Origin of the sequence: Sphingobium sp. LMA1-1-1.1, assembly GCF_040676365.1 — a bacterium.
Taxonomy (GTDB): domain Bacteria; phylum Pseudomonadota; class Alphaproteobacteria; order Sphingomonadales; family Sphingomonadaceae; genus Sphingobium.
In genome coordinates this window covers 170,255-190,975 of record NZ_JBEGHS010000001.1, presented here as the reverse complement: position 1 = coordinate 190,975, position 20,721 = coordinate 170,255, and the positions used below count along the sequence as shown (strand labels likewise).

The 20,721-nt window shown below is 65.0% G+C and carries 20 protein-coding genes; 10 read left to right on the top strand and 10 right to left on the bottom strand.

The annotated features are described in order from the left end of the window. Nucleotides 1-3: 3 nt before the first annotated feature. Entirely contained in the window at nt 4-567 is a 564-nt protein-coding gene (gene pgsA / locus MRBLMA1_RS01035) for a CDP-diacylglycerol--glycerol-3-phosphate 3-phosphatidyltransferase (RefSeq protein ID WP_133652261.1), read from the bottom strand. A gap of 157 nt (nt 568-724) precedes the next feature. Here pgsA and MRBLMA1_RS01030 point away from each other — a divergent pair, with 157 nt between their 5' ends. Further along, nucleotides 725-2,020 (top strand): MFS transporter, encoded by a 1,296-nt coding sequence (locus MRBLMA1_RS01030; RefSeq protein WP_363734547.1) that lies wholly within the window; start codon nt 725-727, stop codon nt 2,018-2,020. Nucleotides 2,021-2,095: 75 nt separating this feature from the next. Here the strand turns inward: MRBLMA1_RS01030 and MRBLMA1_RS01025 are convergent, their stop codons facing one another. After that, the gene (locus MRBLMA1_RS01025; protein WP_363734546.1) at nt 2,096-2,290 is read right to left on the bottom strand and encodes a hypothetical protein; all 195 of its coding nucleotides are present in this window, start codon (nt 2,288-2,290) and stop codon (nt 2,096-2,098) included. Nucleotides 2,291-2,399: 109 nt separating this feature from the next. Between MRBLMA1_RS01025 and MRBLMA1_RS01020 the strand changes: the two genes are divergently transcribed. The 8 genes from MRBLMA1_RS01020 (at nt 2,400) to MRBLMA1_RS00985 (ending at nt 10,505) form a co-directional block, all read left to right on the top strand. Further along, a complete protein-coding gene (locus MRBLMA1_RS01020) occupies nt 2,400-4,478 on the top strand; it encodes a transglycosylase domain-containing protein (protein ID WP_363734545.1) in 2,079 nt (692 codons plus the stop codon). A gap of 121 nt (nt 4,479-4,599) precedes the next feature. Further along, on the top strand, nt 4,600-5,022 hold the full coding sequence (locus MRBLMA1_RS01015; protein WP_363734544.1) for an iron-sulfur cluster assembly scaffold protein: 423 nt from the start codon (nt 4,600-4,602) through the stop codon (nt 5,020-5,022). Further along, nucleotides 5,022-6,842 (top strand): monovalent cation:proton antiporter-2 (CPA2) family protein, encoded by a 1,821-nt coding sequence (locus tag MRBLMA1_RS01010; protein ID WP_363734543.1) that lies wholly within the window; start codon nt 5,022-5,024, stop codon nt 6,840-6,842. The genes MRBLMA1_RS01015 and MRBLMA1_RS01010 overlap by 1 nt, the downstream gene beginning before the upstream one ends. Beyond that, nucleotides 6,839-7,165, top strand: coding sequence for a DUF423 domain-containing protein (locus MRBLMA1_RS01005; RefSeq protein ID WP_363734542.1), 327 nt, complete (start codon nt 6,839-6,841; stop codon nt 7,163-7,165). Before MRBLMA1_RS01010 ends, MRBLMA1_RS01005 begins: the two co-directional genes overlap by 4 nt. Nucleotides 7,166-7,217: 52 nt before the next feature. Then, a complete protein-coding gene (locus MRBLMA1_RS01000; protein ID WP_363734541.1) occupies nt 7,218-7,688 on the top strand; it encodes a Fur family transcriptional regulator in 471 nt (156 codons plus the stop codon). A gap of 46 nt (nt 7,689-7,734) precedes the next feature. Further along, entirely contained in the window at nt 7,735-9,669 is a 1,935-nt protein-coding gene (gene dxs / locus MRBLMA1_RS00995; protein WP_363734540.1) for a 1-deoxy-D-xylulose-5-phosphate synthase, read from the top strand. 64 nt (nt 9,670-9,733) lie between these two features. Next, nucleotides 9,734-10,189 (top strand): SRPBCC family protein, encoded by a 456-nt coding sequence (locus tag MRBLMA1_RS00990; RefSeq protein ID WP_363734539.1) that lies wholly within the window; start codon nt 9,734-9,736, stop codon nt 10,187-10,189. Then, nucleotides 10,176-10,505, top strand: coding sequence for an ArsR/SmtB family transcription factor (locus MRBLMA1_RS00985; protein WP_363734538.1), 330 nt, complete (start codon nt 10,176-10,178; stop codon nt 10,503-10,505). Before MRBLMA1_RS00990 ends, MRBLMA1_RS00985 begins: the two co-directional genes overlap by 14 nt. Before the next feature lie 14 nt (nt 10,506-10,519). On the opposite strand, the gene MRBLMA1_RS00980 is transcribed toward MRBLMA1_RS00985, so the two are convergent. The 8 genes from MRBLMA1_RS00980 to gpmA all read right to left on the bottom strand — a co-directional run bounded on the left by MRBLMA1_RS00980 (nt 10,520) and on the right by gpmA (nt 18,445). Then, on the bottom strand, nt 10,520-10,930 hold the full coding sequence (locus MRBLMA1_RS00980; protein WP_133652272.1) for a DUF3035 domain-containing protein: 411 nt from the start codon (nt 10,928-10,930) through the stop codon (nt 10,520-10,522). Further along, entirely contained in the window at nt 10,930-11,442 is a 513-nt protein-coding gene (lspA, locus tag MRBLMA1_RS00975; protein ID WP_363735363.1) for a signal peptidase II, read from the bottom strand. Before lspA ends, MRBLMA1_RS00980 begins: the two co-directional genes overlap by 1 nt. Nucleotides 11,443-11,585: 143 nt before the next feature. Continuing rightward, nucleotides 11,586-14,453 carry an isoleucine--tRNA ligase gene (ileS, locus tag MRBLMA1_RS00970; RefSeq protein WP_363734537.1) on the bottom strand — a complete coding sequence of 956 codons (2,868 nt, stop codon included), beginning with the start codon at nt 14,451-14,453 and terminating at the stop codon, nt 11,586-11,588. A 34-nt stretch (nt 14,454-14,487) separates the two neighbouring features. Further along, nucleotides 14,488-15,426: a bifunctional riboflavin kinase/FAD synthetase gene (locus MRBLMA1_RS00965; protein ID WP_363734536.1), complete on the bottom strand. Its 939-nt coding sequence runs from the start codon at nt 15,424-15,426 to the stop codon at nt 14,488-14,490. Nucleotides 15,427-15,434: 8 nt separating this feature from the next. Continuing rightward, nucleotides 15,435-15,968 carry a dihydrofolate reductase gene (locus MRBLMA1_RS00960; RefSeq protein ID WP_363734535.1) on the bottom strand — a complete coding sequence of 178 codons (534 nt, stop codon included), beginning with the start codon at nt 15,966-15,968 and terminating at the stop codon, nt 15,435-15,437. Between the two features lie 98 nt (nt 15,969-16,066). Then, entirely contained in the window at nt 16,067-17,137 is a 1,071-nt protein-coding gene (locus MRBLMA1_RS00955; protein WP_363734534.1) for a 5-(carboxyamino)imidazole ribonucleotide synthase, read from the bottom strand. 1 nt (nt 17,138) lies between these two features. Then, on the bottom strand, nt 17,139-17,633 hold the full coding sequence (purE, locus tag MRBLMA1_RS00950) for a 5-(carboxyamino)imidazole ribonucleotide mutase (RefSeq protein WP_363734533.1): 495 nt from the start codon (nt 17,631-17,633) through the stop codon (nt 17,139-17,141). 125 nt (nt 17,634-17,758) lie between these two features. Next, on the bottom strand, nt 17,759-18,445 hold the full coding sequence (gpmA, locus tag MRBLMA1_RS00945) for a 2,3-diphosphoglycerate-dependent phosphoglycerate mutase (RefSeq protein ID WP_363734532.1): 687 nt from the start codon (nt 18,443-18,445) through the stop codon (nt 17,759-17,761). 155 nt (nt 18,446-18,600) lie between these two features. Here gpmA and sppA point away from each other — a divergent pair, with 155 nt between their 5' ends. Beyond that, nucleotides 18,601-20,499, top strand: coding sequence for a signal peptide peptidase SppA (gene sppA / locus MRBLMA1_RS00940; RefSeq protein ID WP_363734531.1), 1,899 nt, complete (start codon nt 18,601-18,603; stop codon nt 20,497-20,499). Nucleotides 20,500-20,721: the final 222 nt, after the last annotated feature.

Sequence of the window (20,721 nt, the reverse complement as noted above, 5' to 3'; positions counted from 1 at the left end):
GGTTCAATCCATATGCTTGATGCCGACGCGCAGATAGTCCCAACCCGTAACGAGGGTCAAGATCGCCGCCGCCCAGAGCGTGGCGATGCCGACCAATTGAACAAAGGGGAATTGCGGCACTGCGCCGGCTAGAATCAGGGCACCCAGCGCGATGAGCTGGCAGGTCGTCTTCCATTTGGCGAGGCGCGACACCGGCACGGAAACCTGGAGTCCGGCAAGAAACTCGCGCAGGCCCGACACCGCGATCTCCCGCAGCAGGATGATCATCGCCGCAGCGATATGGATGCCGGAAATATCGCGGGTGGCGGCCAGCATCAGGATCACGGCGCCGACCATGATCTTGTCCGCTATGGGATCAAGAAAAATGCCCAGTTTCGATACGGCGCCCTGCGCCCTTGCCAGATAGCCGTCGAAATAATCGGTGATCCCCATCAGGCAGTAAAGCGCGAAGGCCAGCATGTAGCCGGTCGTCCAGCGCGCACCGACCTCCGCCGGCCACAGCAGCGCGACCAGCAGCGGCACCGTCAATATGCGCGAAAGCGTCAGCAGATTAGGCAGCGTCAGCATGGCGGCGAACTGCCACAGTCGGGGCCGCCGCACAAGCAGGCGTGCAACATGGCGGGATGATTGGGCGTCGACATTCGGCGCGGAGGGCTTGTGCTCACCCGTCTTCTATCGCTAGACCCCGCCACGCTCATCCACAGCGAAGAAGACCCCCTCGCCCATGCAAGCCTCTCTAAGGCTCCTCAACAAGCGACGTTTTCTGCCGCTTTTCATCACTCAGCTCCTCGGCGCGTTCAACGACAACCTGTTCAAGAATGCGATGGTGCTGTTCGTCGTCTATTCCGTCTACAATGACGAGAAGTCGGAAACCTGGTTCAGCGCGCTGGCGACCGGCGTGTTCATCCTCCCCTTCTTCCTGATGTCCGCCCTGTCCGGCCAGCTTGCCGACCAGCGCGACAAGGCCGCGATCATCCGCATCGTCAAGGCGGCCGAAATCGTCATCATGACGGTCGGCGCGGTCGGGCTGGCGCTCATCTGGAGCGGGGTGGCCGTGCATCTGCTCGCCATCCCTCTCCTTCTGCTCGCGCTGTTCGCCATGGGGGTCCATTCGACCTTCTTCGGCCCGATCAAATATGCGATCCTTCCCCAGCATCTGCATGACGAGGAAGTGCTGGGCGGAACCGGACTGGTCGAGGCCGGAACTTACATCGCCATCCTTGCCGGGACGATATTGGCAGGGATCATCCCGGTGCAGGCGGCAGCGGCCTGCATCATCCTGACGGCCATTATCGGCTGGCTGACGGGGCGCAACGTGCCCGCGGCACCATCCCTGCTGGAGCGGCAGCCGATCGACTTCCACATCATCCGATCCTCGATCACGCTGGTGCGGGGAACGATGCACATCCGGCGGCTCTATCTCGCCATCATGGCTATCAGCTTCTTCTGGGCGGTCGGCACCGTGCTGTTCATCCAGTTTCCGCCGCTGGTCAAGAATGTGCTGAGCGCCGACAAATCGGTAGCCAGCCTGTTCCTGGGCATTTTTTCGATCGGCATCGCCATTGGATCGGTGGCGATCAATCGCTTGCTGAGCGGCCATGTCTCGGCCCGATATGCGCCTGCGTCCGTCATCGGCATGGGCATCAGCATCATCGCCTTCCACATCATATGCGACCTATGGATGGCCGGGTCGGACGGCAGGATGCTCAGCCTGTCCGGTTTCCTCCATCATCCGCTGGCGATCCCCTTGTCGCTCTGCCTGCTTTGCGTGGCGACGTTCGGGGGGATGTTCGTGGTGCCGCTCTACGCCTTCCTCACCACGACCGTCGAGAAGTGCGAGGCGGCACGGACCGTCGCGGCCAACAACATCGTCAATTCAGGGGCGATGGTGCTGGGGTCGCTGCTGACGATCAGCCTCAGCATCGCCGGCCTGTCGGTGGTGAACCAATTGCTGCTGGTGGCGGCGCTGTGCCTGCCCTGCGCGTGGATCGCATGGACATTGCACAAGGCGTGCGATTGAGACGGCGATACCGGCGAATCTCCTGCCTTCGGGCGGAAGCGCGGACGCTCTTCCCGGTGGCAGGTCGCCGAAAAACTAGAAAATGAAGCTGTAGAAAGCCGTGAAGAAGGCGCCGAAGCTCAGCATGAACAGCTTCCAGTCATTGTCGTCGGACGGCGGCGCGCGATCGCGGCTCGCCTCTGCAACGGCTGGGCGCAGCACATGGCGCGGCAACCGTTGGCGGAACGGGTGGCGGGTCGACTCGCTCGTCAGGACCAGAGTTCTTCTCATGGGCAGCAGGTTAACGGATTCTTTACCATCGGAAAGACCGCTGTTTACGGTTAATCCGTGCCTGTCCCGCCACGGGACATGCTTGACTGTATCAAGCAAATAACACAGCATGGCCGAAGCAATGAACGACCCCCTGACGACTCCCGACCCGGATGCCCTGCCAGAGCGCGCCTTCGGCGCCGGCCCGCCCAGCGCCTTCGCGCCGCCCCGGCCGTGGAAGCGCCGGGCGCAGATAGCCGGGTGGGTCGTCGCGGCGCTGCTGGCGCTGCTGATGATCCTTGTCGCCTGGCTTGCGGTCACCGCGCCCATGTCGCGATCGCTCAAGCCGATCGCGCCGCCCAGCATCAGCCTGATGTCGGCGGACGGCCATCTGATTGCGCGGCGCGGCGCGATCATCGACAAGCCGGTTACCATCGCTGCCCTGCCCAAGCATGTGCCGCAGGCCTTCATGGCGATCGAGGACCGACGATTCTATAACCATTGGGGCGTCGACCCTCGCGGCATAGCGCGCGCGGCCTGGCACAATCTCTGGTCCAGCGGTTCCTCCCAGGGCGGCAGCACGATCACGCAGCAGCTTGCCAAGGGGGTGTTCCTTTCCAGCGACCGCACCTTCGGACGCAAGGCGCGCGAAGCGCTGATCGCCTTCTGGCTGGAGGCATGGCTGACCAAGGACCAGATATTGGAGCGATACCTGTCCAACGTCTATTTCGGGGACAATGTCTATGGCCTGCGCGCGGCATCGCTGCACTATTTCAACCGCCAGCCGGAAAGGTTGACGATCCCCCAGGCCGCGATGCTGGCGGGATTGCTGAAGGCGCCGTCCCGCCTTGCCCCGACCACCAACCTGAAGGGCGCGCGCGATCGTGCCGCCCTGGTGACGCAGGCCATGGTCGAGGCGGGCTATATCAGCAAGGCGGAACGCGACGCCCTGCCCCCGGCGCGGCTCAATGTGCAAGATGCGCCCGATCCGACCAGCGGTACCTATTTCGCGGACTGGGTGCTGCCGCAGGCGCGGGACCGGGCCGGCGCGGTCTATGGTGCGCAGAATGTGACGACTACGCTGGACTGGCGCATACAGAGGCTGGCGGAGGCCGCGATCCGCCGCGCGCCGCTGGGCAAGGCGCAGGCCGCGTTGGTGGCGATGAAGCCGGACGGCAGCGTGGTGGCGATGGTCGGCGGCAGGAACTATGGCGAAAGCGCCTTCAACCGCGCCGTTCAGGCCAGGAGGCAGCCGGGTTCGACCTTCAAGCTGTTCGTTTATCTGGCTGCCTTCCGCGCCGGCATGACGCCCGATGACTTCATCGAGGACACGCCGATCACCACGGGCAGCTATCGCCCGGCCAATCATGGCGGCAAATATCGTGGGCGCATCACATTGCGGCAGGCCTTCGCCGCATCGAGCAATGTCGCGGCGGTCAGGCTGACGCAGAAGGTGGGCGTCGACAATGTCATCAAGGTGGCGCGCGATCTGGGCGTGACCGCTCCCTTGACGGAGGATCTGAGCCTGGCGCTCGGCACGTCGGAAATACCGCTCGTCGAATTGACGGAAGCCTATGCGGCGGTGGCGGCGGGCGCATATCCGGTGCCGGCCCATGGCCTGCCTCCGGAAGAACAGGGCTGGTTCGACCGGTTGCTGAGCCGCCAGAAGCATTTCAGCGACGACCAGCTGGAAATGATCCGCGACCTGCTGTCTTCCGCCGCCAATCGCGGCACCGGCAGCGCGGCCGCCCTGCGCACCAGCACTTTCGGCAAGACCGGCACGACCCAGGACAGCCGCGACGCGATCTTCGTCGGCTATGCAGGCGGGCTGGTGACGGCGGTGTGGATCGGCAATGACGATAACAGCCCCCTGCCCGGCGGCGCGGCGGGAGGCGGCGTGCCGGCCCGCATCTGGCGCAACTTCATGGCGGGAGCGATCAACGAGCCGGTCGAGGATGCGCCGGAGGAAAGCAAGGACAGCGATCTGGTCAACGCCATCGCCAATGTCGCTACGGAGGCGGGGCTGGGCAATATGAGCGTGGGCCTGGACACGCAGGGGGTGACGGTGAACGTCGGGAACGGCCAGATCCGCCTTCCGATCGACCAGCCGCAAGGGCCGCAGCCGACAACTCCCGGACCGCAGCCGGGCACGCCCCCGCCGCGCATCATCGTTCCGACCGCGCCCGCCGCCGCCGATCAACAACCTTGATGGCGGCGGGCGATGATGCGCTTCTGCCTGCGCCGGCGCGCGACACTATTTTCACCGTCCGCGCCATTCGCGGCCCCATCCGCCCTTTCTCCGGCGCGCTTCCTGCCCTACATGGATCGGCATGAGCGCCCCCCTCTACAACAAGGACATTTTGCGGCTGGCCGCGAACATACCCCATCACAGGCGGCTGCCCGACGCGCAGGCGAGCGTCGAGAAGCGGTCGCCCACCTGCGGGTCGCGGGTGACCGCTGACGTCAGGATGGAAAATGGCCGGATCGCCGACATCGGGCTGGACGTGAAGGCCTGCGCCCTGGGGCAGGCATCCGCGGCACTGATGGCTGCGCAGGCGATCGGCCTTACCGCCGATGAACTGGCGGACGCGCGGGACCGGCTCACCGCCTATCTGGCGGGGGAGAGCGATGAACTAGATTTCTGGCCGGGGCTGGCTGTCCTTGCCCCTGCCCGCGACTATCCGGCTCGCCACGCCTCCATCCGGCTGGGCTTCGAAGCCATTGCCGAAGCGGCGCGCATGGCCGACGCCTGATGCAGGATCAGCTTGCGTCGACAGCCGTGGTTCCCGTGTCCGCTACCGACATATTATTGTCCGAGGGCGTTATCCTGCTCGGCGCGGCGGTCCTGTTCGTCATCCTGTTCCGCCGCCTGGGATTGGGCGCCGTGCTCGGTTATCTGGTCGCGGGCGCGCTGGTGGGGCCGCAGGGACTGAGGCTCGTCGGCGGAGCGGAATCGAAGCTCGCCATAGCCGAGATCGGCATCGTGCTGCTGTTGTTCCTCGTCGGGCTCGAATTGCATCCGGCCCGCCTATGGCGGCTGAAGCGCGACATCTTTGCCCTGGGCGCGGCGCAGGTGGTGCTGTGCGGCTGCGCGCTGACGGCGATCATCTTCTACACCACGGGCTTCACCTGGGGCGCGGCCATCGCGCTGGGACTGCCCCTGGCGCTGTCCTCCACGGCGCAGGTGCTGCCGGGCCTCAAAAGCAGCGGGCGGATCAATTCGCCCTTTGGTGAAAAGGTGTTCTCGATCCTGCTGTTCCAGGATCTCTCGATCGTCCCGCTGATCACCATCGTGGCGGCCCTGTCCCGCAATCCGGCCGATGTGGGCGGTCCGCCGGGATGGATGATGGCCGGCTATACAGTGGCCGCCATTGCCGGGCTGGTGCTGGCCGGCCGGTTCATCCTGCGTCCGCTGCTCCGCCTGGTGGGGCGCCTGGGCGAGCGGGAACTGTTCGTCGTGGTCGGCCTGTTCACCGTGCTGGCAGCGGCGGCGCTGATGCACGCGCTGCACCTTTCCACCGCGCTCGGCGCTTTCGTGGCCGGCGTGATGCTGGCGGATTCGCCCTACCGGCACGAGATAGAGGCGGATGTCGAACCCTTCCGTTCCATCCTGCTCGGCCTGTTCTTCCTGGCAGTCGGCATGGTGCTGGACCTGCATGCGGTGGCGGCCAATCCCCTGTTCGTCATCGGCATGGCGGTGATATTGGTGCTGACCAAGGCCGCGTTGATCACCGGCCTTGCCCGATTGTTCGGCATGGAATGGAACCAGGCCATCGGCTCGGGCCTGCTGTTGAGCCAGGGCGGCGAATTCGGCTTCGTGCTGTTCGCACAGGCGCAGGGCGCCCTGCTGATCGCGCCCCAGGCCGCCAGCCTGTTCAGTGCGATCGTCACCTTCTCCATGGCGACGACGCCCTTCCTGATGCTGTTCGCGCGCAAGCTGGAATTCGCCAAACCCAAGGTGAAGGGGGACTTTTCCGTTCCCGAAGACGCGCCGCGCGGCACCGCGATCATCGTGGGCTATGGCCGGTTCGGGCAGACGGTCGCCCAGATGCTGATGGGCCATGGCTTCGGCGTCGTGTTGATCGACAAGAAGCCGTCCCAGATCGAGGTGTCCAGCCGCTTCGACATGAAGGTCTATTATGGCGACGGCACGCGCATCGACCTGCTGCGCCGTTCGGGCGGGGAAGAGGCGCGACTGATCGCCTTCTGCATCGATGATCCTTCGCTCGACGCGCGGGTGCTGGAACCCATAGCCGAGGCCTTTCCCCAGGCGGCCTTGCTGGTACGCGCCTTCGACCGCCGGCAATTGCTGGCGCTCAGGGACATGGATCTGGCCGGGGTCGTGCGCGAGGTGTTCGAATCGGCTATCTGCATGGGCGTGCAGGCGATGGAAGCGCTCGGCGTTCCGGCCGGTGAGGTGGAGGAGGTGGAGCGGCAGTATCGCCGCAATGACGAGCAGCGCATGGAACTGCAGATCGAGCATGGCACTCTGATGGCTGCGAAGGAATTAATGTATCGACCAGGCAGGCGAATGCGCCTGCTGGCGCGCGGCGACGGGGAGGAAGAAGCATGATCGGTGTTCTGGCGGCATTGTCGGCAGCCGTGGCGATAGCGGCAGGCGCCTTTGGCGCGCATGGCGCGGCCAATCCGCAGGCAGCGGAATGGTTGCGCACCGGCGGGCTGTATCAACTGATCCATGCGGTCGGCGCGCTTGCCATCATGGGGGTGGCGCGGGGTCCGGCGGCGCTGCAACTGGGCGGAGCGGCGATCTTCGCGTTCTCTCTCTATGCCATGGCACTCGGCGCGCCGAAATGGCTGGGCGCGGTCACGCCCATCGGCGGAACGCTGATGATCGCAGGCTGGATATGGACTGCCTGGATCTACTGGCGGGGATGACAGATCCAGGCCGCCACTTGCCCCCGCACCAACCCAGGCTTAGATTGAACCCATGGCCGATCATCATCATCATGACCATCTTGAACCGTCAGGCGACAGCCTGGCGGATGCAGCCCGCGCCACGCTGGAGGCGAGCCAGGAGCAATGGACGCCGATGCGCGCAGCCATTTTCGACGCTCTGGCAGCGCAAAATACCCCGGCATCAGCCTATGACATCGCCGACAGCGTATCCAAGGCGCGTGGCAAGCGGGTCGCCCCCAACAGCGTCTATCGCATCCTCGACCTGTTCGTGAACAACAACATCGCGATGCGGGTGGAAAGCGCCAATGCCTATATCGCCAATGCGCATCCGGGCTGTCACCATGACTGCATCTTCCTCGTCTGCACCCGCTGCAAGCAGGCGGCGCATGTCGACGACGACAAGGTGACGGACAAGGTCCGCGCCGTCGCCCGCGGCGAGGGTTTTCACCCGGATCGACCCGTCATCGAGATATTGGGCCTCTGCGCCAGATGCGCCGCGTGATGGCGTTGCGCTTCGAATCGGAACGGCTTAGCGCGGCCGGGAGTCTATGTCTTATATGAACGATCGTCCTTCCACCCCGCTGCTCGACCAGGTCGTCTGGCCCGCGGACCTGCGAAAGCTGCAATCGGGTCAGCTTCGGCAACTGGCCGATGAATTGCGGCAGGAGATGATTTCCGCCGTCGGCGTGACGGGCGGTCATCTGGGCTCCGGCCTTGGCGTGGTGGAACTGACCACGGCGATTCATTATGTGTTCGACACGCCGAACGACAGGCTGGTGTGGGACGTCGGCCATCAATGCTATCCGCACAAGATCCTGACCGGGCGGCGCGACCGCATCCGCACGCTGCGGCAGGGCGGCGGCCTCAGCGGCTTCACCAAGCGGGCGGAGAGCGAGTTCGATCCGTTCGGCGCGGCGCACAGCTCCACCTCGATCAGCGCGGCCCTCGGCTTTGCGGTGGCGAACAGGATGAAGGGCCAGCCCGGCAAGGCGATCGCCGTCATTGGCGACGGCTCCATGTCGGCGGGCATGGCCTATGAGGCGATGAACAACGCCCGGGAGGCCGGCAACCGGCTGATCGTGATCCTCAACGACAATGACATGTCGATCGCACCGCCGGTCGGCGGCCTTTCCGCCTATCTGGCGCGGCTGGTGTCCAGCCGGGAGTTTCTGGGCCTGCGCGACCTTGCCAAGCGGCTCGCGCGGCGCCTTCCGCGCCCGCTTCACAACGCGGCGCGCAAGACCGACGAATTTGCGCGCGGCATGGCGATGGGCGGCACGCTGTTCGAGGAACTGGGATTCTATTATGTCGGGCCGATCGACGGGCATAATCTCGACCAGTTGATCCCGGTGCTGGAAAATGTCCGCGACGCGGCGGAGGGGCCGTGCCTCGTCCATGTCGTGACGCAGAAGGGCAAGGGCTATGCCCCGGCCGAAGCAGCGGCGGACAAATATCATGGCGTTCAGAAGTTCGACGTCGTCACCGGCACGCAGGACAAGGCTCCCCCCGGCCCGCCGAGCTATACCGGCGTCTTCGCCCAGGCGCTGATCGCTGAGGCACAACGCGACCCGACGATATGCGCGATCACGGCGGCCATGCCTTCGGGAACCGGGCTGGACAAGTTCGGCGCCGCCTTTCCCGACCGGACCTTCGACGTCGGCATTGCCGAACAGCATGCCGTAACCTTCGCAGCCGGGCTTGCCGCGCAGGGCATGCGGCCCTTCTGCGCCATTTATTCGACCTTCCTGCAGCGCGCCTATGATCAGGTCGTGCATGACGTGGCGATCCAGAATCTGCCGGTGCGCTTCGCCATCGACCGCGCCGGCCTGGTCGGCGCCGACGGATCGACCCATGCCGGCAGCTTTGACGTGACCTATCTCGCCAGCCTGCCCAATTTCGTCGTGATGGCGGCAGCGGACGAGGCGGAACTGGTCCATATGGTGCATAGCTGCGCCCTGTACGACGAGGGGCCGATTGCGGTGCGCTATCCGCGCGGCAACGGCACGGGCGTCGCCCTGCCCGCCACGCCGGAAAGGCTGGAAATCGGCAAGGGCAGGATCGTACGGGAGGGACGGCAAGTGGCGATCCTGTCACTCGGTACCCGGCTGGAGGAAGCGCTGAAGGCCGCGGAAACGCTGGAGGCCAAGGGGCTGTCCGCCACCGTTGCGGATCTGCGCTTCGCCAAGCCGCTGGACGAAGCGCTGATCCGCAGATTGTTGACCACGCATGAGGTCGCCGTGACCATCGAGGAAGGGTCTGTTGGCGGCCTTGGTGCCCATGTGCTGACGCTGGCCAGCGACCAGGGACTGATCGACAACGGCCTCAAATTGCGGACCATGCGGCTGCCTGACGTCTTCCAGGACCAGGACAAGCCGGAAAAGCAATATGCCGACGCGCGGCTGGACGCGAGTGCCATTGTCGACACCGTGCTGACCGCGCTGCGTCACAACAGCGCTGGCATAGGGAGCGAAGTTCGGGCGTAATAGGCAACCATAGGGTTGCATGATCTGCTTGAAAGTCTATATAGGCAATCTGGAGGTTGCCTATATGCCTGATTCCATCATCAAGACGATAGAGATCGCTGCGCCCGTCGAGAGGGTGTGGGATGCGCTGATCGATCATAAAAAGTTCGGAAGCTGGTTCCGGGTTGCGCTGGACCAGCCCTTTGTCGTGGGTCAGGCATCGACCGGGCACATGACCTATCCGGGATATGAGGATTATCGCTGGGAAGCGCGGGTCGTGGCGATCGAGCCGATGACGCGATTCGCCTATGAATGGCCGGCGACCGGAGGCGACAAGCAATTGATGGAAAGCGGCGTAGCCGTGGCCGAATGGACGCTGGTCGAGTTCATATTGGAGCCGGTCGCGGCGGGCACGCGGCTGACCGTCAGGGAAAGCGGGTTCGACGGGGTACCCGAACCACGCCGGAGTAATGTCATGCGGGACAATGACGGCGGCTGGACCGAGCAGGTGAAGAATATTCGCGATTATGCCGAACGTTGACGCTGCGCCGGCCCGGCTGTTCGCGGCCCTGGGCGATGCGACGCGGCTGGACCTGATCGGCCGCCTTTCCGATGGGGGAGAGCGTTCGATCGGTCAGTTGGGCCACGGATTGCCGATCAGCCGTCAGGCGGTGGCCAAGCATCTGGACGTCCTGCTCGGCGCCGGGCTGGTCAACCGGACCAGGTCGGGACGGGAGGCGCTGTTCCGTTTACGGCCCAAGGGCGTTGCAGAGGCCAGGGATTGGCTCGCGAAGGTCGAAAGCCAGTGGGACGGGACTTTGGGCCGGTTCAAGGATTTCGTCGAGAACCAGCCCTGAATCCCGCTGACCGATTATTGCGGCGTGGCCGCGCGCGCGTCCTGGCCGTCACCTTCGGGAGCGGCGATGATGTCGCGGGTAGTGGCGCCCTTGTCGACCACTTCGGTTGCAGGATCACCGACGGAAGAACGGATGCCGGCAGCCGCGTTGGCGCGCCCGGCGGCGTTCAGCGTGGCACTTTCGCCCGGGCTGCGGGCGGCGGGACCACCGAACATCGCCTCCATCGCAGCCTTGCTCGAATCGACGGAGGCCGCGGCAGGCGTGCCGGGCGCGGGCGGAACCAGCGCGAAGTCAGGCGGGATCACCAGCGGAGCCTGACGCGAAACGGCGAATTCGTCGGGACGTGAACGGTTGAAGAGGCCGCCGCCACCGCCGCAAGCGGACAGCATCGAAATCAGGCCAGCGGCGAGGATCAGTTTACGCATCAGTTCATTGACTCCGTCTTTGCGCCCTTCTCGCGCAGCAGAAGCGCCCGCGCAAGCAGGATCAGCACGCCGAAAGTGATGGCCGCGTCGGCCAGGTTGAAAATCAGGAAAGGTCGCCACTCGCCGAAATGCAGGTCGGCATAATCAACCACATAGCCAAGGCGCATGCGATCGACGATATTGCCGATGGCGCCGCCCAGCACCAGCCCAAGCGCGACAACGTCCTGACGCGCCTTTTCGCGCCACATCCACACTGCCACGAAGCCCGCGATCAGCATGGTCATGCCGACGAGTATCCAGCGCATCAGGTTGGTGTCGGCGTGGAAGAAGCCCATGGAAACGCCGCGATTTTCCAGCCAGCGCAGGCGGAAGATCGGCAGGATCTCTATGCCCTCGTCCATCCGGCTTTTCAGCGCCAGCGGATAGGTGACCGTATATTTGACCAGTTGGTCCAGCACCAGCGTGACGATCGCGACGGCCAGGCCCAGGGGGCGGTGGTTGACGGCGGCCATCAGCGCTGAACCGGCACGGATTTGAGCGACATAGGTGACACGATAGAACCCCAGAAAAACGCCATTATTGTCTTGTTCACTCGCCACAGCCTGCGTCGTCAGGGCTATAGCCGAGGAATCCGGCTGTAGGACAGAAGGAAGTTTTATCCGGCGAGCACCTCGTCACAACGCTGACAAAGCGTGCCGTCTTCCTGGACTTCGGGCAGCAGGCGCCAGCAGCGGCCGCATTTGTGCCATTCGCTTGGCTGAACGATGATGCCGTCGCCCTTGCCCGTTTCGATACGGGCAACGATGGCGATTTCGGCGAAGTTCACACCGTCACTGGGGACCAACTGGCCCATGGTGACATCGGCCTCCAGGCTGGAGCGGATGATCTTTTCGCGGCGCAGCGGCTCTATGGCTTCGTTGACCTGATCGCGCTGGTTGCGGATTTCGGCCCATTTGTCATCCAGACCCTGGTCGAGCCAGGCGGCATCGACCTCCGGCCATTCAAGGAAATGGACGCTTTCTTCGGGGTTTGGATAGCGACTTTGCCACACTTCCTCAGCCGTGAAGGGGATGATCGGCGCGGCGTAGCGGACCAGTGCGTGGAACAGCGTGTCGAGCACGGTGCGGTAGGCGCGGCGCTTCGGGTCCGCCTTCGCGTCGCAATAGAGGCAGTCCTTGCGGATATCGAAGAAGAAGGCCGAAAGGTCGCTGTTCGCGAAATCCATCAGCGCGCGGGTGTAGCGGCTGAATTCCAGCCAGTTCTCGCTGTCGGCCGCCTTGTCGACCACGCTGCGGAGATCGGCGTCGAGCTTTGCCAGCAGATGGAGCATGTAGCGCTCCAGTTCCGGCATCTGAGCGACGGGCAACCTCTCCTCTTCGGAGAAATCAGAAAGAGCGCCGAGCAGGTAACGGAAAGTATTGCGTAATTTCCGATAGGCGTCGGAGGAGCCGGCCAGCACTTCCTTGCCGATGCGGACGTCGTCGAAATAGTCGGTGCTGGCGACCCAGACGCGGAGAATGTCGGAGCCGCTTTCGGCGATGATCTTCAGCGGGTCGACCACATTGCCGAGGCTCTTCGACATCTTGCGGCCCTGCCCGTCCAGCGCGAAACCGTGGGTGAGGACGGCGTCATAGGGCGCGCGGCCGCGGGTGCCGCTGCTCTCCAGCAGGGACGACTGGAACCAGCCGCGATGCTGGTCGGAGCCTTCGAGATAGAGGTCGGCGCGGGCATCGGGGCCATAGCGGCCTTCCACCACGAAGCTGTGGGTCGAGCCGCTGTCGAACCAGACGTCGAGAATGTCGTTCACCACCTCATAGTCGTTGAGGTCGTAATCGGGGCCGAGCAGCGCCTGATGGTCGGCGCCGAACCAGGCGTCGGCACCTGCGCCCTTGAATGCCTCTATGATGCGGGCATTGACCGCCTTATCAACAAGATATTCGCCGGTCTTGCGATGAACATAGAGCGCGATGGGCACGCCCCAGGCGCGCTGGCGGCTGATCACCCAGTCGGGGCGGCCCTCCACCATCGAGCGGATGCGGTTGGTCGAGCGTTCCGGCACCCAGCGGGTGTGTTCGATCGCGTCGAGCGCCAGTTCGCGCAGGGTCGGGTCGTTGGTGACGATCGGGGTGGGCAGGATGCCCTCGCCCGCTTCGACCACCGCGCCCGCCTGCCGCTGGTCCATCGGGATGAACCATTGGGGGGTGCAGCGGAAGATGATCTTCGCCTTGGAGCGCCAGCTATGGGGATAGCTGTGCTTGAAATCGTCGGACGCGGCCAGCAGCCCGCCGGCTTCGCGCAGGTCCGAGCAGATCGGGCCGTCCTTGCTGACGAATTTCGGGTTGATGACCGATCCCTGACCGCCAAGCCAGAGCCAGTCCTCGCGATATTTGCCGTCATTCTCGACGGCGAAGACCGGGTTGATGCCGTTCGCCTTGCAGAGCGCGAAGTCGTCCTCGCCATGGTCGGGCGCCATGTGGACTAGGCCGGTGCCCGCGTCGGTGGTGACGAAATCACCTGCGAGGAATGGGCGGGGCTTGGCGAAGAAGCCGCCGAGGGCGTGCATCGGGTGGCGGGCGACTGCTCCCTTCAGCGCGTCGTCCGAGAGCGTTGTTTCAAGATCGAGTTCGAGTCCAGTTCGCGCCGAAAACGCATCAGCCAATGCCTTGGAAAGAACATATCGCCGACCATCCGAGGCCTTGAAGACACCGTAGCAGGCGTCGTAATCTGTTTTCTCAAATGAATCATTATACGCGAGGGCTTGGTTAACCGGGATCGTCCAAGGCGTCGTGGTCCAGATTACCGCAAAAGCGCCGATAAGTTTTGGCACCTCGGGCGCTTCCACGATCTCGAACGCCACGTCGATCTGGGTCGAGACGATGTCTTCATATTCGACCTCCGCCTCGGCCAGCGCGGTCTTTTCGACCGGGGACCACATGACGGGCTTGGCGCCGCGATAGAGCTGGCCGCTTTCCGCGAATTTCAGCAGTTCGCCGACGATCGTGGCTTCGGCGTCGAACTTCATGGTGAGATAGGGATCGTCCCAATCGCCCATGACGCCAAGGCGCTTGAACTGTTCCTTCTGCACGCCCACCCACTTGTCCGCATAGGCGCGGCACTGGGCGCGGAATTCTTGGGGCGCAACCTCGTCCTTGTTCTGCTTCTTCTTGCGATATTCCTCCTCGATCTTCCATTCGATCGGAAGGCCGTGGCAGTCCCAGCCGGGGACATAGGGCGCGTCCTTGCCGAGCAGCGACTGGCTGCGGACGATGATGTCCTTCAGCACCTTGTTCATCGCATGGCCCATATGAATGTCGCCATTGGCATAGGGCGGGCCGTCGTGGAGGATGAAGCGCGTCCGGCCCTTCCGCCGATCGCGCAGCTTGCCGTAAAGGTCCATTTCCTCCCAGCGCGCGAGAATGGCCGGTTCCTTCTGCGCGAGACCCGCTTTCATCGGAAAGTCGGTGACGGGCAGGAAAACGGTGCTCTTATAATCTTTGGTTTCTTGGCTAGGCTGGTCGGTCATTTGGGTCCGCGCGCGTTAATTCAACCGCGCGGCATTAGGCGAGGTGTGGCGTTCCCGCAAGGATTTGCCGTGCGTCCTCGCAATCCTTCGCGATCGCCGCCATCAGCGGGTCGAGGCCGTCATATCTGGCTTCGGGTCGGAGGAAGTGGATGAGCTGGACCTCGATGACCTGATCATAGAGGTTTTCGGCGAAGTCGAAGAAATGCGGCTCCAGCAGTTCCTTGGGCGGATCGAAGCTGGGGCGGATGCCCAGATTGGCCGCGCCGTCCAGCACCCTGCCGTCGGGGAGAAGCCCGCGCACCGCGTAGATGCCGTAGCGGGGCCGCAGATAATGGCCGAGGTCAATATTGGCCGTGGGAAAGCCGATGGTGCGCCCAAGCTTGTCGCCATGCTGGACCACGCCTTCAATCGCGAAGGGGCGCGTCAGCAGGCGGGTGGCGGTCGCGCAGTCGCCGGACTGGAGCGCCTTGCGGATGCCGGTGGAGGAGATGATCCCGCCGTCCGTGCCGGTGACGGGCGGCACGGCCTGGGCGACGAGGCCAAGGGGGCCGCCCAGTTCCGCAAGGGTTTGGGTGGAGCCAGCGCGATCCTTGCCGAAGGTGAAATCCTCCCCGGTGACGACGCCGGCCACGCCCCATTCGACCAGCAGGCGGACGAAGGACAGCGGGTCCAGCGCGGCCAGTTCGCGGGTGAAGTCGAACACCAGCATGGCGTCGGCGCCGGCCCGGGCGAAGAGGCGTTCGCGCTGGTTCAGGCTGGTCAGGCGGAACCAGGGTGTTTCCGGGCGAAAGAGCCGCATCGGATGCGGATCGAAGGTGGCGATGATCGCCGGGCGGCCCTGCGCGCGGGCAAGATCCATGGCGCGGCGGGCCACGGCCTGGTGCCCGGCGTGAAATCCGTCGAAATTCCCCAGCGCCATGATGCTGCCGCGCAGATGGGCGGGCATCGGGGCGCTGCTGTGCAGCCGCTCCATGGGGGGCGCTATAGGGGCGCGTCCGGCCGCTGGCAATGCGCGGCGGCGCCTGCCCTGCGATGGAAAGTGACGAAGCTGTAGGCGGGGCGGCCATTTTCGGCCGGATGGTCCTGCCGCGCGCTTTCCCGCCATTCAGCGGGGTCGGGATAGGCGATGCGGGTGTCGCCGTCCACGTCGGCATGGACTTCGGTGAGTTCGATGCGGTGCGCGAGCGGGAGGAAGAGACCATAGATATCCGCGCCGCCGATGACGGCAGCCATGGAGGCGCCGGCCATGGCGATGGCTTCGTGCGGGCCATGGGCGGTTTCCGCCCCCTCCCCCGTCCAGCCTTGGTCGCGGGTGAGGACGATATGGCGGCGGCCGGGAAGGAGGCCGGGCAGGCTATCGAAGGTCTTGCGCCCCATGATCATCGGGTGCCCGAGGGTGAGCGCCTTGAAATGCTTCAGGTCGGCGGGCAGGCGCCAGGGCAGGTCGCCATCCTTGCCGATCACGCCATTGTCGGCGCGGGCAAGGATGAGGACGATTTCGGATGAGCTGGTCATGGGCCTTACCTAACGCCCTTCAGGAAGAAGAGAAGGGCCCTGACAGGGGACGGGACCGGCTATTTGCCCGCCGGACACTGGCGAGAGCGGCTGGTCGATCAGAGGGTCAGGCGCGTGACATGGCCCATTTTGCGGCCGGGGCGTGCCTCATGCTTGCCATAGAGGTGCAGATGATTGGCCGGGTCGGACAGGATCTGAAGCCAGTCATTGGCCTCGACCCCGATCAGGTTGCGCATCTCGACCCTTGCCGCGGCAAGGCCGGTGTCGCCCAGCGGCAGGCCGCAGATCGCGCGGACATGGTTTTCGAACTGGCTGGTCACCGCGCCTTCGATGGTCCAGTGGCCGCTATTGTGGACGCGTGGGGCCATTTCGTTGAAGACCGGGCCGTCGGCGCTGGCGAAGAATTCCAGCGTCAGGACGCCGACATAGTCGAGCGCTTCGGCGACTTTCGACGCGAGGGCGCGGGCTTCGGCAAGCTGGCCTTCGATCAGCGGGCCGGCCGGAACCGTCGAACTGTCCAGAATGCCGTCCTTGTGGACATTGACGGCGCTGTCCCAGAAGCGGATGTCGCCCTGCGCGCTGCGGACGAGGATGACGGAAAATTCCTCCGCGAAAGTGACGAAGCCCTCCAATATGGCGCTCTGGCGGCCGATGGCGTTCCATGCGCCGACCGCGTCGCCGGGGTCGGAAAGGCGCGCCTGCCCCTTGCCGTCATAGCCCATGCGATTGGTCTTGAGGATCGCGCGGCTGCCGATCTGGTCGAGCGCCTCTTCAAGGTCGTCGAGGCTGTCGACCGGGGCGAAGGGCGCCGTCAGGCCGCCCAGGTCGCAGACGAAGCGCTTTTCCGCCAGGCGGTCCTGCGCGACCCGCAGCGCATGGGCGCCGGGGCGGACGAGGCCGTGGGTGGCGAGGACTTCGACCGCCGAGGGATCGATATTCTCGAACTCATAGGTGACGACGTCGACGCTGTCGGCGAAGGCCGCCAGCGCATCGGCATCCTCATAGGCGCCCTGGGTCCAGCGCGGCGAGACATCGGCGGCGGGGCCGCTGCCTTCCGGCGCATAGATGTGCGTGCGATAGCCAAGCTGCGCGGCGGCGATGGCGATCATGCGGCCCAACTGGCCGCCGCCGAGGATGCCGATGGTGGAGCCGGGCGGGATGGTGGTCATCTTATTCGGGCGTGTCCGCTACGTCGTTGGTCTGCTTTTCGCGCCAGGCGTCGAGACGCTGCGCCAGCGCCGCGTCCGTCGTGGCGAGGATGGAGGCGGCGAACAGCGCGGCGTTGATCGCGCCCGGCTTGCCGATGGCGAGCGTGCCGACGGGAACGCCGCCCGGCATCTGAACAATGGACAGCAGGCTGTCCATGCCCTTCAACGCCTTGGACTCCACGGGCACGCCCAGCACGGGCAGGCGCGTCATCGATGCGGTCATGCCGGGGAGATGCGCCGCCCCGCCGGCGCCGGCGATGATGACCCTCAGCCCCCGGCCGACCGCGCCCGTGGCATAATCGTAGAGACGCTGGGGCGTGCGGTGGGCGGAGACGACCTTGCATTCATGGGTTACGCCGAGCGCATCGAGCGTTTCCGACGCGTGCCGCATCGTTTCCCAATCGGATCGGCTGCCCATGATGATACCGACTTGCACGGCTTCGACTGCCCCGGTCATTCGCTTCGCACTTCCCTGCCAATGCGGAAAGCAAAGCCCCTTAGCGGGAGGACTGGCGGGGGGCAATGCGGGATTTTGGTTCGTTCCACCCCATCAGCCGCCCCGCGCGGGAGCAGGTCGGATTTTTACCGCTCCGAAAGATAATAGCGGTCCCTGGCCGCCAGGTCGTCGTCGAGGTCGTAGACGATGGGCTGGCCGGTGGGGATTTCCAGTTCGGTGATCTCATCGTCCGGAATGTTGGAGAGGTGCTTCACCAGAGCGCGGAGCGAATTGCCATGGGCAGAGATGACGACGCGCTTGCCGGCCTTGAGGTCGGGGGCGATGCGCTCCTCCCAATAGGGCAGGACGCGGGCGATGGTGTCCTTCAGCGATTCCGTGGACGGAATGGCGATGCCGGCATAGCGGCGGTCCTTCGACAGGTCGAATTCGCTGCCCGCCTCCAGCGGCGGCGGCGGCGTGTCGAAGCTGCGGCGCCAGATCTTCACCTGATCGTCACCATGCCTGGCCGCCGTCTCCGCCTTGTTGAGGCCGGTGAGGCCGCCATAATGACGCTCGTTGAGGCGCCAGTCCTTCTCGACCGGCAGCCACAGGCGGCCCATTTCCTCCAGCACCAGGTTCAGCGTCTTGATCGCGCGGGTCTGGACGGAGGTGTAGCACTGGTCGAAATCCAGCCCCTTTTCCCTGAGCAGGCGGCCCGCGGCGCGGGCTTCCTCCGCGCCCTTTTCGGTCACGTCCACGTCCCACCAGCCGGTGAAGCGGTTTTCAAGGTTCCAGGCCGACTGGCCATGACGGATGAGGACGAGCGTGGGCATGAAGCGTGTCTCCTGCACGAGAAGCGAAGAATTGCGCCCTCCCATAGCGCCGGAAATATCCGACGCAAGCTTGCGCGGTCCCCGCACGCCCCCACATTGCAGTCGGTCCGTCGATGGGATAGCCCAGGCAGGAGCTGAAGGAAGGAACCGGCAACTTGGCATTTGTGAAGGGCATGTGGCGCATATTGGTCGCCATCAAGGACGGGTTGGTACTGCTGTTCCTGCTGATGTTCTTCGGGGCGCTCTATGCCGCCCTGTCCTGGTCGCCCAAACCCGCGCAGAGCGTCGGCAGCGGCGCGCTGCTGCTGAAACTGGACGGGACCATCGTCGAGCAGCCGTCGGAAGTCGATCCGATGGCGCTGCTGACCGGCCGGAACGACCGGGCGAAGGAATATGGGCTGGCCGACATCGTCGCCGCGCTGGATGCCGCGCGGGACGACCGGAAGGTGAAGGCCGTCGTGCTGAACCTGGACGGCTTCATGGGCGGCGGCCAGGTCGCACTGGCGCGGGTCGGCAAGGCGCTGGACGCGGTGCGCGCGGCGAAGAAGCCGGTCTTCGCCTATGCGACCATCTACAGCGACGACAGCTATCAACTGGCCACGCATGCGAGCGAAAGCTGGGTGGACCCGCTGGGCGGCGTCGCCATCGTCGGGCGCGGCGGTTCAGGGCTCTATTACAAGGGGCTGATCGACAAGCTGGGCGTCAACACCCATGTCTATCGCGTCGGCACCTACAAGAGCTTCGTCGAGCCCTTCACGCGGACCGATCAGTCCCCCGAAGCGAAACAGGCCAACCAGGCGCTGGCGGACGCGCTTTGGGAAGATTGGCAGCAGGAAGTCGCAAAGGCCCGGCCCAAGGCCAGGCTGGCGGCCTATGTGCGTGATCCTGCGAGCCTGGCCGAGGCCGCTGGCGGCAATCTGGCGAAGGCGGCGATGGGCGCCGGGCTGGTCGACAGGATGGGCGACGAAGCGGCGTTCGGCGCGCGGGTGGCCGAGATCGTGGGCGATGCACCGGACGACAAGGCGGGCGACTTCGCGGCCATCGACCTTGGCAACTACATGAAGGCGCACAAGCCCGCCAATGGCGGGGATATCGGCGTGCTGACCATTGCCGGCGACATCGTCGATGGCGAGGCCGGGCCGGGCACGGCGGCGGGCGACACGATTTCGGCGCTGCTGCGCAAGACGCTGGCGGAAAAGGATCTGAAGGCGCTGGTGGTCCGGGTCGATTCGCCCGGCGGATCGGTCATGGCGTCGGAGAAGATCCGCAGCGCCATCATGGAAGCGAAATCCGAGGGACTGCCCGTCGTGGTATCGATGGGCAATGTGGCGGCGAGCGGCGGCTATTGGGTGTCGACGCCTGCCGATGTGATCTTTGCGGAGCCCGATACGATCACCGGATCGATCGGCGTGTTCGGCATCATACCCAGTTTCGAGGGAACGCTGGCGAAGATGGGCGTCACCACGGACGGGGTGAAGACGACGCCGCTGTCGGGCCAGCCGGACATTGCCGGCGGCACGACACCGGAATTCGACCGGATCATGCAGATGGGGGTCGAGGATATTTACGGCCGCTTCGTCGGGCTGGTCGCGCAATCGCGGCGCAAGACCCCCCAGCAGATCGACGCCATCGCGCAGGGTCGCGTCTGGGACGGCGGCACGGCGCGGCAGATCGGGCTGGTGGATCGCTTCGGCGGGCTGGAGGAGGCGATTGCCGAGGCGGCGAAGCTGGCAAAGGTCGATCCGGCCAAGGCCAAGCCCTATCGCATCGCCAAGGAACCCGACAAGTTCGCCGAATTCGTCCAGTCGATCATCGATCGGGAGGATGAGGATGATGCCGGGACGTCGTCTGCCATGGTCGGACGCGACCTGCTGGGGCGGCAGGCGATCGTGCAGCGGAACTGGGCATTGCAGGCCATTGCCGATGTGCGCGCGCTGGTGAGCGGCGCGGGCGTGCGGGCCGATTGCCTGGAGTGCCGGGGCTATGGCGCGCCGCGGGTCGCAAAACCCGACGAGCACGGACTGGCGGCGCTGTTGCTGGGGCTTTGGCGGTGATGGGCGTTATTGGCCATTGAGCGTCCTGTGCTCCTGCGCAGGCAGGAGTCCAGTTCAGCTGTTGCGATGATTCACCAAGGGCAGGACTGGGCTCCTGCCTGCGCAGGAGCACGGGGCGCGCTTGAGAGAAGGCAGCCCTTCAGGCCTTCCCTGTCCACCCGGTCGGATACTCCACGAAATCCGCTTCCCGATCTTGCCGCCCCGATTTGAAGCGGTCCACAC

Excerpts from the sequence above, each read along its gene's own strand:
- pgsA (WP_133652261.1), bottom strand. The coding sequence starts at position 567 with ATGCTGACGCTGCCTAATCTGCTGACGCTTTCGCGCATATTGACGGTG.
- MRBLMA1_RS01030 (WP_363734547.1), top strand. The coding sequence starts at position 725 with ATGCAAGCCTCTCTAAGGCTCCTCAACAAGCGACGTTTTCTGCCGCTT.
- MRBLMA1_RS01025 (WP_363734546.1), bottom strand. The coding sequence starts at position 2,290 with ATGAGAAGAACTCTGGTCCTGACGAGCGAGTCGACCCGCCACCCGTTC.
- MRBLMA1_RS01020 (WP_363734545.1), top strand. The coding sequence starts at position 2,400 with ATGGCCGAAGCAATGAACGACCCCCTGACGACTCCCGACCCGGATGCC.
- MRBLMA1_RS01015 (WP_363734544.1), top strand. The coding sequence starts at position 4,600 with ATGAGCGCCCCCCTCTACAACAAGGACATTTTGCGGCTGGCCGCGAAC.
- MRBLMA1_RS01010 (WP_363734543.1), top strand. The coding sequence starts at position 5,022 with ATGCAGGATCAGCTTGCGTCGACAGCCGTGGTTCCCGTGTCCGCTACC.
- MRBLMA1_RS01005 (WP_363734542.1), top strand. The coding sequence starts at position 6,839 with ATGATCGGTGTTCTGGCGGCATTGTCGGCAGCCGTGGCGATAGCGGCA.
- MRBLMA1_RS01000 (WP_363734541.1), top strand. The coding sequence starts at position 7,218 with ATGGCCGATCATCATCATCATGACCATCTTGAACCGTCAGGCGACAGC.
- dxs (WP_363734540.1), top strand. The coding sequence starts at position 7,735 with ATGTCTTATATGAACGATCGTCCTTCCACCCCGCTGCTCGACCAGGTC.
- MRBLMA1_RS00990 (WP_363734539.1), top strand. The coding sequence starts at position 9,734 with ATGCCTGATTCCATCATCAAGACGATAGAGATCGCTGCGCCCGTCGAG.
- MRBLMA1_RS00985 (WP_363734538.1), top strand. The coding sequence starts at position 10,176 with ATGCCGAACGTTGACGCTGCGCCGGCCCGGCTGTTCGCGGCCCTGGGC.
- MRBLMA1_RS00980 (WP_133652272.1), bottom strand. The coding sequence starts at position 10,930 with ATGCGTAAACTGATCCTCGCCGCTGGCCTGATTTCGATGCTGTCCGCT.
- lspA (WP_363735363.1), bottom strand. The coding sequence starts at position 11,442 with ATGGCCGCCGTCAACCACCGCCCCCTGGGCCTGGCCGTCGCGATCGTC.
- ileS (WP_363734537.1), bottom strand. The coding sequence starts at position 14,453 with ATGACCGACCAGCCTAGCCAAGAAACCAAAGATTATAAGAGCACCGTT.
- MRBLMA1_RS00965 (WP_363734536.1), bottom strand. The coding sequence starts at position 15,426 with ATGGAGCGGCTGCACAGCAGCGCCCCGATGCCCGCCCATCTGCGCGGC.
- MRBLMA1_RS00960 (WP_363734535.1), bottom strand. The coding sequence starts at position 15,968 with ATGACCAGCTCATCCGAAATCGTCCTCATCCTTGCCCGCGCCGACAAT.
- MRBLMA1_RS00955 (WP_363734534.1), bottom strand. The coding sequence starts at position 17,137 with ATGACCACCATCCCGCCCGGCTCCACCATCGGCATCCTCGGCGGCGGC.
- purE (WP_363734533.1), bottom strand. The coding sequence starts at position 17,633 with ATGACCGGGGCAGTCGAAGCCGTGCAAGTCGGTATCATCATGGGCAGC.
- gpmA (WP_363734532.1), bottom strand. The coding sequence starts at position 18,445 with ATGCCCACGCTCGTCCTCATCCGTCATGGCCAGTCGGCCTGGAACCTT.